Here is a 13365-nt window from a genome sequence, read left to right on the forward strand (position 1 = left end):
ACGATGCTGCCGGAAGTCTAGCAACTCCCGGCAGGCAAGAACAGCAAAAGCGGTGTTCTTGTCAGTATACCACAACGCTGCGGATCGACTTGCCTTCGTGCATCAGGTCGAAACCCTTGTTGATGTCTTCGAGCGGCATGGTGTGGGTGATCATCGGGTCGATCTGGATCTTGCCCTCCATGTACCATTCGACGATCTTCGGCACGTCGGTGCGGCCGCGCGCGCCGCCGAAGGCGGTGCCCATCCAGTTGCGACCGGTGACGAGCTGGAACGGACGGGTGGAGATCTCCTGGCCGGCACCCGCAACGCCGATGATCACCGACTTGCCCCAGCCGCGATGCGAGGATTCCAGCGCCTGGCGCATCACCTTGGTGTTGCCCGTGCAGTCGAACGTGTAGTCGGCGCCGCCGATCGTGTCGCCGTTGCGCTTCGTCAGGTTGACGAGATAGGGCACGATATCGTCGCCGACCTCCTTCGGATTGACGAAATGCGTCATGCCGAACTTCTCGCCCCAGGCCTTGCGGTCGTTGTTGATGTCGACGCCGATGATCATGTCGGCGCCGGCAAGGCGCAGGCCCTGCAGCACGTTGAGGCCGATACCGCCAAGCCCGAAGACGATCGCCGTCGATCCGACCTCTACCTTGGCCGTGTTGATGACGGCGCCGATGCCGGTCGTCACGCCGCAGCCGATGTAGCAGATCTTGTCGAAGGGCGCGTCCGGGTTGACCTTGGCGAGCGCGATCTCCGGCAGCACCGTATAGTTCGCGAAGGTCGAGCAGCCCATGTAATGAAAAATCTTGTCCTTGCCGATCGAGAAGCGCGAGGTGCCGTCGGGCATCAGGCCCTGGCCCTGGGTGGCGCGGATGGACGTGCAGAGGTTGGTCTTGCGCGACAGGCAGGAGTAACATTCGCGGCATTCCGGCGTGTAGAGCGGAATGACGTGGTCGCCCTTCTTGAGCGAGGTGACGCCCGGCCCGACATCGACGACGATGCCGGCGCCCTCATGGCCGAGGATCGCCGGAAAGAGGCCTTCCGGGTCGGCGCCCGACAGGGTGAATTCGTCCGTGTGGCAGATGCCGGTGGCCTTGACCTCGACCAGCACTTCGCCGGCCTTCGGGCCGTCGAGCTGCACGGTCATGACTTCCAGCGGTTTTCCGGCCTGAACGGCAACGGCGGCGCGTACGTCCATCTTCGTCTCTCCTCATGCGGATTCTTTTCGGGCGGACCATTGCAGAGCCGGCCCGAGGCCTCAAGTGCGGCAAATGGAAAAAAGTCAGCCTTGATCTTTTTTGATCAAATTGGCGATCTCCGCCTCCAGCGCGGCGATGGCCTTGCCGGTCTGGTCGTGAAGCCGGTGGACCTCGTTGAGCTGGCGCAGCAGCGGATGCAGGTGCTCGTCGCCGGAGGGGTCCGCCGGTGCCTCGCCGATGCCCGCGATCAGCCAGGAGGGCGAGACGGAGAGCACGCCGGCCAGCATGAACATCGCCTTGGTGTCGGGCTCGGCGTGGTCGCGTTCCCAGCCGCTGACCGTGTCTTCCGGCAGGCCGAGGCGGGAGGCGAGGCCTTCGAGCGACAGAGCCAGCGCATCGCGCGCGCGCCAGATCCGCCCGCCGAGCGTATCACCGTCGGCGCGGCCCGAGGGGAAGGGGATGGTGTTGTTTTCGCCGGGAAAGGTCATCACGGCCTCCATTTCTTATCAGGCGAGTTTACAGGCAATGCGGGATTGCATTCTACCTCAAATGCGCCGCTTCGCGCCGCCCGCACGCCGGCCTTCCGGGGCTGGATTTCCGGCATTGCCTGCCGGTGGAAAAGAGCTATGCAGGGGAGAACGAGGGAGTCGCATCATGAACGCTGCAACCGGCACCAACCAGCAGGCGGGCGGAGGCACCATGCAGGGCGTGATGCTCATGGCGGTCGCCATGCTGCTGCTTCCCTGCATGGATGCGATCGCCAAATACATGGCAACCTTCGCCGACATGTCGCCTGGGCAGGTGACCTTCTATCGCTTCTTCTTCCAGGTCGTCTGCACGATCCCGCTGATCTTCACGGCCGCCGGCAGCGCCACGCTGCGGCCGAAACGCCCCTGGCTGAACCTGCTGCGCGGCGTCATCCACGGCGCTGCGAGCCTGCTGTTCTTCGCGGCCGTCAAATACATGCCGCTTGCCGATGTGTTCGCGATCTATTTCGTCGAGCCCTTCATCCTCACCGCCATGTCCGCGGCCTTCCTGGGCGACAAGGTCGGCTGGCGGCGCTGGCTGGCCATCGTGGTCGGTTTCGGCGGCGCGCTCATCGTCATCCAGCCGAGCTTCGTGCTCTTCGGCTGGACCGCGCTGCTGCCGGTCGCCTGCGCCTTCCTCTACTCGATCTACCTCTTCATGAACCGCGCCATCGGCGACGCCGATTCACCGCTGACCATGCAGACGATCGCTGGCTTCGGCGGCACGATCTTCATGGGCGTGGCGCTGTTCGCCGGCCATTCGGCCGGTATCGCCGATTTCGCGCCGTCGCTGCCGGCATCCGCCTTTGCGCTCGTGCTGCTCGTCATCCTCGGCGCGCTGTCGGGTTATGCGCATATGCTGGTCGTGCGCGCCTTCCGCATGGCGCCGCTCTCGCTGCTCGCCCCCTTCCAATATTTCGAGATCATTTCCGCGACGGTGCTCGGTTATGCGATCTTCGGCGATTTCCCGACGCCGTCGAAATGGCTCGGCATCGCGGTCATCGTCGCCTCCGGCCTCTTCATCATCTGGCGCGAGCACCGGACCCGCAAGGTCACCGCGGACATCGCCTTCGACTGAGGTGCCTTGAGCGCTTCCTGTTGAGTGGCTAAGACTCGCTTTAGAGACTGCCGGAGGAAAGCATGTTCAAGAAAATCCTGATTGCCAATCGCGGCGAGATCGCCTGCCGCGTGATCAAGACGGCACGCAGGATGGGCATCGCCACCGTCGCCGTCTATTCCGATGCCGACCGTGACGCGCTGCATGTCGAGATGGCGGACGAAGCCGTGCATATCGGCCCGGCGCCGGCCGCTGACAGTTACCTCGTCGCGGACAAGATCATCGCCGCCTGCAAGGAGACGGGTGCGGAGGCCGTGCATCCGGGCTACGGCTTCCTTTCCGAGCGTGCCAGCTTCTGCGAGGCGCTGGAGGCAGAGGGCATCGTCTTCATCGGCCCCAAGCCAAAGGCGATCCGCGCCATGGGCGACAAGATCGAATCGAAGAAATTCGCCAATGCAGCAAAGGTCACGACCGTGCCCGGTTTCCTCGGTGTCATCGAGGATGGCGCGCATGCCGAGCGCATCGCCGGCGAGATCGGCTATCCCGTGATGATCAAGGCGTCCGCCGGCGGTGGCGGCAAGGGCATGCGCATCGCCTGGGACGAAACCGAGGTGCGCGACGGCTTCGAGCGGGCCCGCTCGGAAGCGAAGAATTCCTTCGGCGATGACCGCGTGTTCATCGAGAAATACATCGTCGATCCGCGCCATATCGAAATCCAGGTGCTGGCCGATGCCCATGGCACGACGCTCTATCTCGGTGAGCGTGAGTGCTCCATCCAGCGGCGAAACCAGAAGGTCGTGGAAGAGGCGCCGTCGCCCTTCCTCGACGCGGCGACGCGCCGCGCGATGGGCGAGCAGTCGGTGGCACTCGCCAAGGCCGTCGACTACCAGAGCGCCGGCACGGTGGAGTTCATCGTCGACCGCCAGCGCAATTTCTACTTCCTCGAAATGAACACGCGCCTGCAGGTCGAGCATCCGGTGACCGAACTCGTCACCGGCATCGACCTCGTGGAGCAGATGATCCGCGTCGCCGCCGGTGAAAAGCTGGCGCTGGCGCAGGCCGGCATCACGCTGAACGGCTGGGCGGTGGAAAGCCGGCTCTACGCGGAGGACCCCTATCGCAACTTCCTGCCCTCGATCGGCCGGCTCACCCGCTACCGCCCGCCCGTTGAGGGCAAGAGCGGCGAGGCGATCGTGCGCAACGACACGGGCGTCTACGAAGGCGCCGAGATTTCGATGTATTACGACCCGATGGTCGCCAAGCTCTGCACCTGGGCGCCGACGCGGCTTCAGGCAATCGACGCGATGAGCGATGCGCTGGATGGTTTCACGGTCGATGGCATCGAGCACAACGTGCCCTTCCTCGCGGCCCTGATGCGCCATCCGCGCTGGCGGGAAGGCCGGCTTTCCACAGGCTTCATCGCCGAGGAATATCCGGACGGTTTTGCGCCCATGGCGCCGGACGCGGAGGAGGCGGGCATCCTCGCCCGCGTCGCGCTGTCGGCCCATCTCGTCGATGCCGAGCGCCGCGCAAACCATGGGGACCGGCTGCGCCCGACAATGCCGGCGCGCAAGGACTGGGTGGTGAAGATCGGCGATACATATTATTCGCTCACCGCCGACGATGCCGTCGCCACCGACTGGCGTCCCGGCGCACCGGTCTGGCGCGGCACGATCGACGGACGTCGCGTGACGGCGCAGCTCCGGCCTTTCGCGAACGGCCTGCGTATCGACTGGCAGGGGCTTTCCGTGCGCACCCGCGTCTTCACGCCGCGCCTTGCCGAACTCGATGCGCTGATGCCGAAAAAACTGCCGCCGGACACGTCGAAGATGCTGCTCTGCCCCATGCCGGGCCTCGTCGTGTCGATCGCCGTCAGCGAGGGGCAGGAGGTGAAGGCCGGCGAGACGCTGGCCGTCGTCGAGGCGATGAAGATGGAAAACGTGCTGCGGGCCGAGCGTGACCTGACGGTCGGCGCGATCCGCGCCAAGCCGGGCGAGAGCCTCGCGGTCGATGCGGTCATCATGGATTTTGCGTGAGGCCGGTTCTTAACATTTGTTAGGACTTTGCCGTTAGCGTCGTTTCTGCCTGCCATGACGGTCGGGGAGGACGGCATGTCGACATCGTTTTCGGTGATCCTGCTTCTAACGATCAATCTCGGGCTGATCTGGCTGTTGATCGCAGCACCGGTCGGCAGGCGCACCCTCCATCTCACCCGCGTCTTCCACGCGCCGCCCGGCCGTATCGCATCCCTTGTCAGCCCGCTCGGTGCGGAGGCGGACTGGCATCCCTCGGTCGTCTCCAGCGAGCGGCTGGCGGGTGACCGCGTGAAGCAGACCTTTTCCTATCCCGACCGCCGCGGCGATCCGATTACGCGCACCCTTTCGGTCAGCGAGGCGACGGATGCCGACGGCATCGCCTGCGAGACGCGGGTGGTCGAAGACAGCGCGCTCGATGCCTCCTTCTGGCGGAATTATGTGGAGCGGCGTTTTCTGCGCGCTGTTCCGGGCGGCACGGCGCTCACCGTCGAGCAGACCGACCGCTATCGCGGCATCGCCTTTCTGCTGTTCCGCTATATCCAGCTGCGCCGGGAAATGAAGGCGCTCGACCGATGGCTGGCAACGGGCAAGGGCGAGGTGCACGGGGTTCTTGAACACCCGCTAACGCAGGTGGGCCTAGCGGTGCTTTCGACACTATTACTCTGGCCATTCTTCGGGCTCGGCCCGCGCGGATTGCTGCTGTCCACCATGCTCACCGTGGTGATCGTGCTGCACGAGCTCGGCCACATGGCGGCCTACCGGGCTTTCGGGCACCAGCGGGTGCGCATGATCTTCGTGCCGCTACTCGGCGGCATCGCCGTGGGCGGACGGCCCTACAATTCGACCTTCGAGGTGGCGGTCTGCGCCCTGATGGGCGCCGGCATGTCGGCCTTTCTCGTGCCGCCGCTGGTGGCGTTGCACGATGCCTCGGGCCACGCGGCGAGCGGCGTGCTGGTCGTCTTCCTGTTGATCCTCGGCGCCTTTAACCTGCTGAACCTGCTGCCGATGCACCGGTTCGACGGCGGCCAGCTGCTGCGCCAGGTCTTCTCGACACGCCGCGGCCTGCTTGTCGCAAGTTTCCTCGTGACGCTGGCGATCCTGTGGGTCGGCTGGCGGATCGGCTTGCCGCTCCAGCTCCTGACTGCTGGCCTCGCCGTCTTCACCGCGCTGAGCCTGATCGGCGCCGGCGGCGTCAAACCGCGCCGGGCGCTCGATCCGATGACGGCGCCGCAGCGCCTGCTGGCCGGCTTCGGCCTCTACGCCGCCATCGTGCTGCACGGCTATGCGATCATCTATGCCTGCGAAAGGCTCCTCGGCTGACAGTCCGTTTCTGAAACGGTTTCGCCAAACACCCGCTCGAACGAATCGCGGATGCGCATGTCGACGTCGCTCATCATGACCGGCAGGCCGAGATCGACGAGGCTCGTCACGCCGTAGCCGCGGATGCCGCAGGGCACGATGCCGGAGAAATGTTCGAGCTCGGGATCGACGTTGAGCGAAAAGCCGTGAAAACTCACCCAGCGGCGCAGCCGGATGCCGATCGCCGCGATCTTGTCCTCTGCGGGTGAACCATCGGCCAAGGCCGGGCGCTCCGGCCGGCGCACCCAGACACCGACGCGATCCTCGCGCCGCTCGCCGCGCACGTTCATCGAATCGAGCGCATCGATCACCACCGCCTCCAGCGCCGCCACGAAGGCGCGCACGTCCTGCCGGCGGCGTTTCAGGTCGAGCATGACATAGACGACCCGCTGGCCGGGGCCATGATAGGTATATTCGCCGCCGCGACCTGTGGAAAACACCGGGAAGCGATCCGGCGCCATGAGATCGGTGGCGTTCGCGCTCGTGCCGGCGGTGTAGAGGGGCGGGTGTTCGACCAGCCAGACGAGTTCGTCGGCCTCGCCATTGGCGATGGCGGCAGCCTCTTTTTCCATGGTTTCGACGGCGACATCGTAGGGAACAAGGTCCGGCGCGATGCGCCAGCGCACCGGCGGCGAGCCGGGAACCGCGAGAAGGGAAATGGAGATGTCCTGCCGCTGCATGAGGCCCGTCCTTTTCGTTCCGTTCTGCCAGATATAGGGGCGATCATGCAAGGATTTCAGGGGTTTCCGGGGCTTTGCACAGGACCTGTTGAAATTGTTTCGCTTTCCGCCATTTTTCTTGTCACACAGCCTTGTGCACCCCAAATGCTTTTGCTACATGCACCTCCGTCGCCGCAAGACGACGCCTACCACGATGCGGTCGTGGCGGAATTGGTAGACGCGCAGCGTTGAGGTCGCTGTGGGGCAACCCGTGGAAGTTCGAGTCTTCTCGACCGCACCAAAAAAAGAGACCCGCTTCGGCGGGTCTTTTTTGTTTGGGGCCTTTGCTGCTGATTGGCGCCTTCCATCAGGGAACGAAGCGCGGGCCATCCGGCGGTCGTCCGGCATCGGCGGCAAGCGCCTCGTCGATCTCTTTCGACGTGACCTGCAGGAACTGGCGCTTTCCGGTGGCGATGGCGATCGCGGGGATTTCCAGATGCGTGGCGACCCGCCTGTAGGCCGGGAAGCTGAGGCCTTCGATCAGTTCTTCGTCGACGACGAGGCGATAGGTTCCCGCCTGCAACGCTTCCACGAGGGAATCCAGCGTGAAGGCGTGGGCGAAGGTAATTTCCGTTTCAGTCGTTCGTTCCGTCATTTCCGTCATCGCTTTCCTGTTGCGCGGAAATCGGCTGGCGAAGCGCCGCGGGGTTCAGTCGTTCATATCTGCTTTGGTCCGGGCGATAGGACCAGATGAGGCCGATCGAGAACACGACGAGCAGGATCGACATCGTCAAACGGGAAGACATGTCTATGCTCCGCTGGTCGACCCGCCTTCGTTCTCCCAGCTTTTCAGCTCTTTGAGATTGGTGCGGCGGCGCTTTTCGATCGGACGCATCAGCGCCTTGGCGACCACCGGCAAGCCCTGGATCGCGTAGCGCGGGAGGAGCGGCGCAAAGAGCACCTTGTATTTGGTGGAGCGGCCGAACCGGTCGTCGAGATAGGCTTCGAGCGCCACCGCCGATGTCTCTTCGGTGCGAACCTTCTGCATCAAGAGAAGTGCGGCGGCGCTAAATTTGTAGTCGTCGCCGATTCCGGAGCCGAGGTCGTAACCGGCGCGGAAGAGGACCGACTGGATCGTCTGCATGTCTGTTTCGGAAATAGCGGCAAGTTTGGCATCGGAAGACATGACGTCCTCCTTCCTTTTGGGGCCAGGGTAACCAACCCTCAAACAACAGCGCCCGTGGCAATGGCTGCTGGAGCCATCACACTGGGCTTGTTGTCGCACATTGACAAGGAATCAATTGGGGCCGTTTCAAGGCCCGCCCGAACTCTATCGACGCCGGTTTCCCGTGTCCGATTCAGCCTTTGTTTTTGTTGTATTTCTTGACGAGGCGTTCGCGTTTCAGGCGGGAGAGGCGGTCGATCCAGAAAATGCCGTCGAGCTGGTCGATTTCGTGCTGCAGGCAGACGGAGAGCAGGCCGTCGGCTTCCTCGCTGTGCGTGCCGCCCGCGAGGTCCTGATAGGTGAGGCGGATGCGGGCAGGGCGCTCCACCTCGTCCGTCATGCCGGGCATGGAAACGCTGCCCTCCGTATGGCGTTGCAGCTCCGGCGAAAACCATTCGATTTCCGGGTTCACGTAGACGCGAAGCGAGCCCGGTCCTTCGAGCTCGATCACCGTCAGCCGTTCGAGCACGCCGACGTGGGCGGCGGTGATGCCGATGCCGGGGGCGGCACGCATCGTGGCGGCGAGATCGTCGGCGAGCGTCTCCAGCCGTGCATCGAACAGCTCCACCTTGCGGCAGGGCGAACGCAGATGCGGATCGGGGTAGCGCAGGATGGGAAGGATCGCCATGGTTTCTCCGGCTGTCTCTCGGCTCCCATCCCTAGCCTGTTTGCGGCAGGCGGGAAATCCCGGGCCGCTTCCGGGCGCCGCGAATCGTGTGATTTTCATGAAATTGCAACAGCTTGCGAAATTTTTGCGCCACGCCGGCTTTTGCCGCTTTCGGTGATGGACCGGCCGCGCGCTTTGCTTTAGCACGATGATGAGCGGCGCCCCCGGCGAGGGGCGCTTCGAGGAAACCCTGCACGTAATCCCTGTCGTTTCTGCTCGGCCGGCGCGCCAGGTGGGACGATCCCGACGCAAGGAGCGGCCCGATGGAAAACACCGGCGACGACCACCGCATCCATAAGGGACAGGCAGAACACAGTACCTTCGACGGCGAGGACATCTACGCCGAGGACGGTTCGATCCGCTCGGATTTCCTGATGTATGTCGGCGCGGCGATTGCCGATCGCGACCTGCTCTTCCTGCGCCGCCACGTCGCGCGCCTGCATGAATCGGAAATGGGCGACCTCTTGGAGGCGATCCAGCCCGAACAACGCCGCCAGCTCGTCTCGCTGCTCGGCGACGACTTCGACCTTGCGGCCCTGACCGAGGTCGACGAGGCGATCCGTCTCGACATCGTCGAGCACATGCCGAACGACCAGATCGCCGCGGCGCTCGGCGAGATGGATTCGGACGACGCCGTCTACATTCTGGAAGACCTCGACCAGGAGGACCAGGAGGAAATCCTCTCCAAGCTGCCGTTCACCGAACGGATTCGGCTCCGCCGCTCGCTCGACTATCCGGAAAGCACGGCCGGCCGGCGCATGCAGACCGAGTTCGTCGCCGTGCCGCCCTTCTGGACGATCGGCCAGACGATCGACTACCTGCGCGAGGATGCCGACCTGCCGGAGAGCTTTTCGCAGATCTTCGTCATCGACCCGACCTTCCGCCTGCTCGGCGCCATCGATCTCGACCGCGTGCTGCGCACCTCGCGCAACACGAAGATCGAAGCGATCATGCGCGAGACGAACCACCCGATTCCGGCCGAGATGGACCAGGAAGAGGCCGCCCAGCTCTTCGAGCAGTACGACCTTCTCTCCGCCGCCGTCGTCGACGAGAACGGCCGCCTGGTCGGCGTGCTGACCATCGACGACGTGGTCGACGTCATCCAGGAAGAGGCCGAGGAAGACCTGATGCGCCTCGGCGGCGTCGGCGACGAAGAACTGTCGGACAAGACCATCGAGACCGTGCGCTCGCGCGCGCCGTGGCTGCTGGTCAACCTGTTGACCGCCTTCCTCGCCGCCTCCGTCATTTCGCTGTTCGAGGCGACCATTGAGGAGATCGTGGCGCTTGCCGTGCTGATGCCGATCGTCGCCGGCATGGGCGGCAATGCGGGCTCGCAGACGATGACCGTAACGGTGCGCGCGCTCGCCACCCGCGACCTCGACATCCACAATGCCTGGCGCGTCGTGCGCCGCGAGGCCGGCGTCGGCCTGCTTCATGGCGTCGCTTTCGGTATCGTGATCGGCTGTGTGGCGGCACTGTGGTTCCACGACATCAATATCGGCGGCGTCATCGCGGTCGCCATGCTGATCAACATGTGCGCCGCAGCGCTCGCCGGCATTACGATCCCCATGCTGCTCGACCGCGCCGGCGCCGACCCGGCAGTCTCCTCCAGCGTCTTCGTGACGGCGGTCACCGATATCGTCGGGTTCTTTGCGTTTCTGGGCCTCGCAACATGGTGGTTTGCGATAAGATAGGCAAAAAATTGACTTATACGTAAAAGTCAATAAAATGCCCGCTCAGACGAGATCGGAGCAGGCGTGGACAAGTTTTATACCATAACCGAGCTGACGCGCGAATTCGGGGTTTCCACCCGTACCCTGCGCTTCTACGAGGACGAGGGGCTGATCCATCCCGAGCGCCGTGGCCGCACGCGTCTCTTCCGTCCGGCCGACCGTCGTCTGATCCAGGAAATCCTGCGCGGGCGCCGTATCGGCTTCACCATTGCGGAAATCCGCGACATCATCCGCGTCTACAAGGACCCGCCGGGCGAAGTCGGGCAGCTCGAATTGCTGATGGCCAAGGTCAGTGAAAAGCGCGAGGAGTTGCGCCAGAAGCGGCGTGACATCGAGGAAACGCTGACCGAACTCGACAATGTCGAGGAAGCGTGTCTGACGCGCCTGGCCGAGATCGGCGTCGGCACTTAATCCCCATTCAGATCCAGCGCGACGTGCCGGTGCAATAGCGCTCGAAATCGATGCCGAAGCGCGAGAGCAGGTGCAGTTCCTCACGCTTGATCGCCACGATGCTGGTGATGACGGCGGCAACGGTCGCCGTGACGAGGCACCAGGGATTGAGCATGGCAAGGCCCATGCCGGCCGTCGCCAGCGTATAGCCGAGATAGATCGGGTTGCGTGTGAAGCGGTAGGGGCCGGAGGTCACGAGATGGGTCGAACAGCGGTTCGGCATGATCGTCGTGTGGCTGTCGAGCAGCGTGCGCATGGCCCAGACATCCAGCACGATCGCCGTGACGATCAACGTGCCGCCGGCCGCGCGTGCAATCCAGATATTCGTGTCGGACACCGCCAGCGGAAACCACGCCTGCAGCAGGAAGGCCGCCGCTATGGCCGCGCCGTAGATCAGCGGCGGCCAGGGAAAGGCGAGAGGCTTCATGCGATAGGCATTCATGATCCTATTCCTTCAGCTCGGTTTCCGTTTCGGCATTTGCCGTGCATTGCGACGAGATCGCGCCGATGCGCTCGTCCTTCGTCACGTCGATCGCGCCGCGGTTCAGGTCGGCGAAGAGGTTCTGCTCCATCAGCCGGGTGAGCGTGCAGCCGCAAAAACTCTGGCAGAAGCCGGCGCCGCGCTCGTTCTCGCAGGCGCTGACGCAGCTCTTGGTGTAGCTCTCGACGGGGTCGGCCGCAGGCGCCGGCACCACGAGGGAAAAGCCGTAGACGAGCGCGATCAGCACGGGCTGGTGAATAAGATAGATGGCGAGACTGTGGCGGCCCGCTTTTTCCAGCAGGCTTTTCCACCAGACTTTGGTCGTAGCGCCATAGCCCGCCAACCGTTCCGGCAGCGGGCTGGCGATGAAAAGCCGGGCCATCGCGATGCCGAGCAGCACAGGCGCCAGCCACGGCAGCAGCGGCACATAGTCGTTCGAGCGCGGCACGTTGACCGAGAGCCCGACCCACCAGAGCGCCGGATGATCGAACAGCGGTGCGCGCAGGTAAAAGGGAGCGGCGACGGCCGCCGCGGCGACCAGCAGCGTGACGACGACCGGCAGGCGCACGAACAGAAGGCCTATAAGGCTCGCGGCCGCGATGGCGTGCAGGATGCCGAAGAAGATGAAGGTGTCGGGGAAGGCGAACCAGGTGGCGACGCTGATGATTGCCGCCGCCAGCCCGATCTTGGCGAACCGGATGAAAAACGCCCTTGGGCGAAAACCCTGCGCGTGACCGAGCACGAGGCTGAAACCGGCGAGGAACAAGAAGCTGCCGGCGATCACCCGCGCAAAAATCTTCCAGCCGCCGGTCGTGGCGGTCTCCGGCGCGATATAGCCGAAAAAGCCGAGATCCCAGGTGAAATGGTAGATCGCCATGGCGATCAGCGCGATGGCGCGGAGCTGGTCGATCAACGGGATGCGTGGCAGGCGGCGCGTGGCGGCGCCTCTTTCTGCCAAATTGCCGTCAATCACCGTCGTCGTCATGGTTCGGGGTCGCTGCATTGCTTTGGTCCATGGGAGAATGTCACGCCAAGCTTGCGCCGGGCGGATGGCCGAAAGGTGGCCGGCGGAAGGTCCTTGTCAGTCCAGGCGTTCCAGCACGGCGAGGCGCGCTTCCGAATAGAACTGCCGGCGGACGAGCACGATGATGATGCCGAAGGTCGTCGCGATGAACAGATAGGGGCTGATGAACCAGCCGAGATAACCGATCGACAGGAAGATGGCGCGCAGGCCCATGTTGAAATGTTTCGCCGCAAGGATGTTCATGCGGATCACCTTGTCGGCGGCGAGGTCCGCGCCGGCCGGGTCCTTGTGCACGTCGCCGCTCATCGGGATGGCGCCGAGCAGGATCGTGCAATAGTTGAACAGCCGATAGGACCAGCCGAACTTGAAGAAGGCGTAGCCGAAGATCACCGCAAGCCCGCCGACCTTCAGCTCGAAGCCGGCGCGGCTGCCCTGGAACACCAGCGGCAGGTCGCTGAAAATGGCAAAGACCTGCTCCGTGGCGCCGAGCAGCGCAAAGCAGCCGCCGAGCGCGAAGATCGAGGTGGAGGCGAAGAAGGCCGTGCCGTTCTGCAGGCCGGCCATGATCTGCGTGTCGATCATGCGCAGGTCGCGGTGCATGGCATTGCGGATCCAAACCGCGCGCTGCGAACTCATCGCCCTTGTGAGGCTGACGCGGTCGAACAGCTTTGCCCGTTCCGTGATCCAGGAATATCCCGTCCACAGGAGGATGAAGATGGCGAGGGCGACGAGATCGGGTGTGCTCATGGCTCAGCGTTTTGCCATGGATCGCGCATTTTGCAAGCGCCGCCGCAGGCCTGTTTAGACCTTGGGCGGAATGACGGCGGCCTCAAAAGCCCGCACGAAACGATAACTGTCTGATTTTGCGACAGGTCATGCAATTTGCGCGGGGCTCCTATGTGCCCGGAGCCTTGGTTTCGCCATTTTTCGCGATTGCGGTTTCATGAAATCTTCATT

General features: G+C 63.9%; 15 protein-coding genes, 1 tRNA gene and 2 pseudogenes. 7 read left to right on the top strand and 11 right to left on the bottom strand.

Features of this window, described 5'->3' with window-relative positions:
- Positions 1-61: 61 nt before the first annotated feature.
- Together AC1RWL_RS20990 and AC1RWL_RS20995 are read right to left on the bottom strand one after the other, a co-directional pair.
- A complete protein-coding gene (locus AC1RWL_RS20990; protein ID WP_439616839.1) occupies positions 62-1189 on the bottom strand; it encodes an S-(hydroxymethyl)glutathione dehydrogenase/class III alcohol dehydrogenase in 1128 nt (375 codons plus the stop codon).
- An 84-nt stretch (positions 1190-1273) separates the two neighbouring features.
- Positions 1274-1678 (bottom strand): helix-turn-helix domain-containing protein, encoded by a 405-nt coding sequence (locus tag AC1RWL_RS20995; RefSeq protein ID WP_435268391.1) that lies wholly within the window; start codon positions 1676-1678, stop codon positions 1274-1276.
- Between the two features lie 166 nt (positions 1679-1844).
- On the opposite strand from AC1RWL_RS20995, the gene AC1RWL_RS21000 reads away from it, so the two are divergent.
- The 4 genes and pseudogenes from AC1RWL_RS21000 to AC1RWL_RS21015 all read left to right on the top strand — a co-directional run bounded on the left by AC1RWL_RS21000 (position 1845) and on the right by AC1RWL_RS21015 (position 6130).
- Positions 1845-2795, top strand: a complete 951-nt coding sequence (locus tag AC1RWL_RS21000) for a DMT family transporter (protein WP_493097050.1) — start codon at positions 1845-1847, stop codon at positions 2793-2795.
- Between the two features lie 62 nt (positions 2796-2857).
- A pseudogene (locus tag AC1RWL_RS21005) lies at positions 2858-4144 on the top strand (acetyl-CoA carboxylase biotin carboxylase subunit); the annotation flags it as partial.
- Between the two features lie 168 nt (positions 4145-4312).
- Positions 4313-4810 (top strand): annotated as a pseudogene (locus tag AC1RWL_RS21010) (biotin/lipoyl-containing protein); the annotation flags it as partial.
- Positions 4811-4885: 75 nt separating this feature from the next.
- Complete coding sequence (locus tag AC1RWL_RS21015) at positions 4886-6130, top strand: zinc metalloprotease (RefSeq protein ID WP_493097051.1); 1245 nt, start codon at positions 4886-4888, stop codon at positions 6128-6130.
- Here AC1RWL_RS21015 and lipB read toward each other — a convergent pair.
- Positions 6103-6849 (bottom strand): lipoyl(octanoyl) transferase LipB, encoded by a 747-nt coding sequence (gene lipB, locus AC1RWL_RS21020; protein WP_493097052.1) that lies wholly within the window; start codon positions 6847-6849, stop codon positions 6103-6105. The genes AC1RWL_RS21015 and lipB overlap by 28 nt on opposite strands.
- Positions 6850-7044: 195 nt before the next feature.
- Between lipB and AC1RWL_RS21025 the strand changes: the two genes are divergently transcribed.
- A tRNA-Leu gene (locus tag AC1RWL_RS21025) sits at positions 7045-7129 on the top strand.
- A gap of 66 nt (positions 7130-7195) precedes the next feature.
- On the opposite strand, the gene AC1RWL_RS21030 is transcribed toward AC1RWL_RS21025, so the two are convergent.
- The 5 genes from AC1RWL_RS21030 to AC1RWL_RS21050 form a co-directional block, all read right to left on the bottom strand.
- Positions 7196-7483 carry a hypothetical protein gene (locus tag AC1RWL_RS21030; protein ID WP_439616834.1) on the bottom strand — a complete coding sequence of 96 codons (288 nt, stop codon included), beginning with the start codon at positions 7481-7483 and terminating at the stop codon, positions 7196-7198.
- Positions 7464-7634 carry a hypothetical protein gene (locus tag AC1RWL_RS21035; RefSeq protein WP_435268397.1) on the bottom strand — a complete coding sequence of 57 codons (171 nt, stop codon included), beginning with the start codon at positions 7632-7634 and terminating at the stop codon, positions 7464-7466. Before AC1RWL_RS21035 ends, AC1RWL_RS21030 begins: the two co-directional genes overlap by 20 nt.
- Before the next feature lie 2 nt (positions 7635-7636).
- The gene (locus AC1RWL_RS21040) at positions 7637-8014 is read right to left on the bottom strand and encodes a hypothetical protein (protein WP_493097053.1); all 378 of its coding nucleotides are present in this window, start codon (positions 8012-8014) and stop codon (positions 7637-7639) included.
- 172 nt (positions 8015-8186) lie between these two features.
- Positions 8187-8681: a peptide deformylase gene (locus AC1RWL_RS21045; protein WP_493097054.1), complete on the bottom strand. Its 495-nt coding sequence runs from the start codon at positions 8679-8681 to the stop codon at positions 8187-8189.
- Between the two features lie 31 nt (positions 8682-8712).
- Positions 8713-8916 (bottom strand): hypothetical protein, encoded by a 204-nt coding sequence (locus tag AC1RWL_RS21050; RefSeq protein ID WP_493158468.1) that lies wholly within the window; start codon positions 8914-8916, stop codon positions 8713-8715.
- Between the two features lie 67 nt (positions 8917-8983).
- Between AC1RWL_RS21050 and mgtE the strand changes: the two genes are divergently transcribed.
- Together mgtE and AC1RWL_RS21060 are read left to right on the top strand one after the other, a co-directional pair.
- A complete protein-coding gene (gene mgtE / locus AC1RWL_RS21055; RefSeq protein WP_435268400.1) occupies positions 8984-10414 on the top strand; it encodes a magnesium transporter in 1431 nt (476 codons plus the stop codon).
- 63 nt (positions 10415-10477) lie between these two features.
- Positions 10478-10864 (top strand): MerR family transcriptional regulator, encoded by a 387-nt coding sequence (locus tag AC1RWL_RS21060; RefSeq protein ID WP_256115801.1) that lies wholly within the window; start codon positions 10478-10480, stop codon positions 10862-10864.
- Between the two features lie 7 nt (positions 10865-10871).
- On the opposite strand, the gene AC1RWL_RS21065 is transcribed toward AC1RWL_RS21060, so the two are convergent.
- The 3 genes from AC1RWL_RS21065 to AC1RWL_RS21075 form a co-directional block, all read right to left on the bottom strand.
- The gene (locus tag AC1RWL_RS21065) at positions 10872-11345 is read right to left on the bottom strand and encodes a methyltransferase family protein (RefSeq protein WP_493097055.1); all 474 of its coding nucleotides are present in this window, start codon (positions 11343-11345) and stop codon (positions 10872-10874) included.
- 4 nt (positions 11346-11349) lie between these two features.
- A complete protein-coding gene (locus AC1RWL_RS21070) occupies positions 11350-12387 on the bottom strand; it encodes an acetyltransferase domain-containing protein (protein ID WP_493097056.1) in 1038 nt (345 codons plus the stop codon).
- Positions 12388-12465: 78 nt separating this feature from the next.
- Positions 12466-13155: a DUF599 domain-containing protein gene (locus AC1RWL_RS21075; protein WP_256115804.1), complete on the bottom strand. Its 690-nt coding sequence runs from the start codon at positions 13153-13155 to the stop codon at positions 12466-12468.
- Positions 13156-13365 lie beyond the last annotated feature (210 nt).

The organism is Shinella sp. GW821-FHT10F02, assembly GCF_058809275.1.

Coding starts and splice junctions, on each gene's coding strand:
- AC1RWL_RS20990 (WP_439616839.1), bottom strand. CDS start 1,189: ATGGACGTACGCGCCGCCGTTGCCGTTCAGGCCGGAAAACCGCTGGAA.
- AC1RWL_RS20995 (WP_435268391.1), bottom strand. CDS start 1,678: ATGACCTTTCCCGGCGAAAACAACACCATCCCCTTCCCCTCGGGCCGC.
- AC1RWL_RS21000 (WP_493097050.1), top strand. CDS start 1,845: ATGAACGCTGCAACCGGCACCAACCAGCAGGCGGGCGGAGGCACCATG.
- AC1RWL_RS21015 (WP_493097051.1), top strand. CDS start 4,886: ATGTCGACATCGTTTTCGGTGATCCTGCTTCTAACGATCAATCTCGGG.
- lipB (WP_493097052.1), bottom strand. CDS start 6,849: ATGCAGCGGCAGGACATCTCCATTTCCCTTCTCGCGGTTCCCGGCTCG.
- AC1RWL_RS21030 (WP_439616834.1), bottom strand. CDS start 7,483: ATGACGGAACGAACGACTGAAACGGAAATTACCTTCGCCCACGCCTTC.
- AC1RWL_RS21035 (WP_435268397.1), bottom strand. CDS start 7,634: ATGTCTTCCCGTTTGACGATGTCGATCCTGCTCGTCGTGTTCTCGATC.
- AC1RWL_RS21040 (WP_493097053.1), bottom strand. CDS start 8,014: ATGTCTTCCGATGCCAAACTTGCCGCTATTTCCGAAACAGACATGCAG.
- AC1RWL_RS21045 (WP_493097054.1), bottom strand. CDS start 8,681: ATGGCGATCCTTCCCATCCTGCGCTACCCCGATCCGCATCTGCGTTCG.
- mgtE (WP_435268400.1), top strand. CDS start 8,984: ATGGAAAACACCGGCGACGACCACCGCATCCATAAGGGACAGGCAGAA.
- AC1RWL_RS21065 (WP_493097055.1), bottom strand. CDS start 11,345: ATGAATGCCTATCGCATGAAGCCTCTCGCCTTTCCCTGGCCGCCGCTG.
- AC1RWL_RS21070 (WP_493097056.1), bottom strand. CDS start 12,387: ATGCAGCGACCCCGAACCATGACGACGACGGTGATTGACGGCAATTTG.
- AC1RWL_RS21075 (WP_256115804.1), bottom strand. CDS start 13,155: ATGAGCACACCCGATCTCGTCGCCCTCGCCATCTTCATCCTCCTGTGG.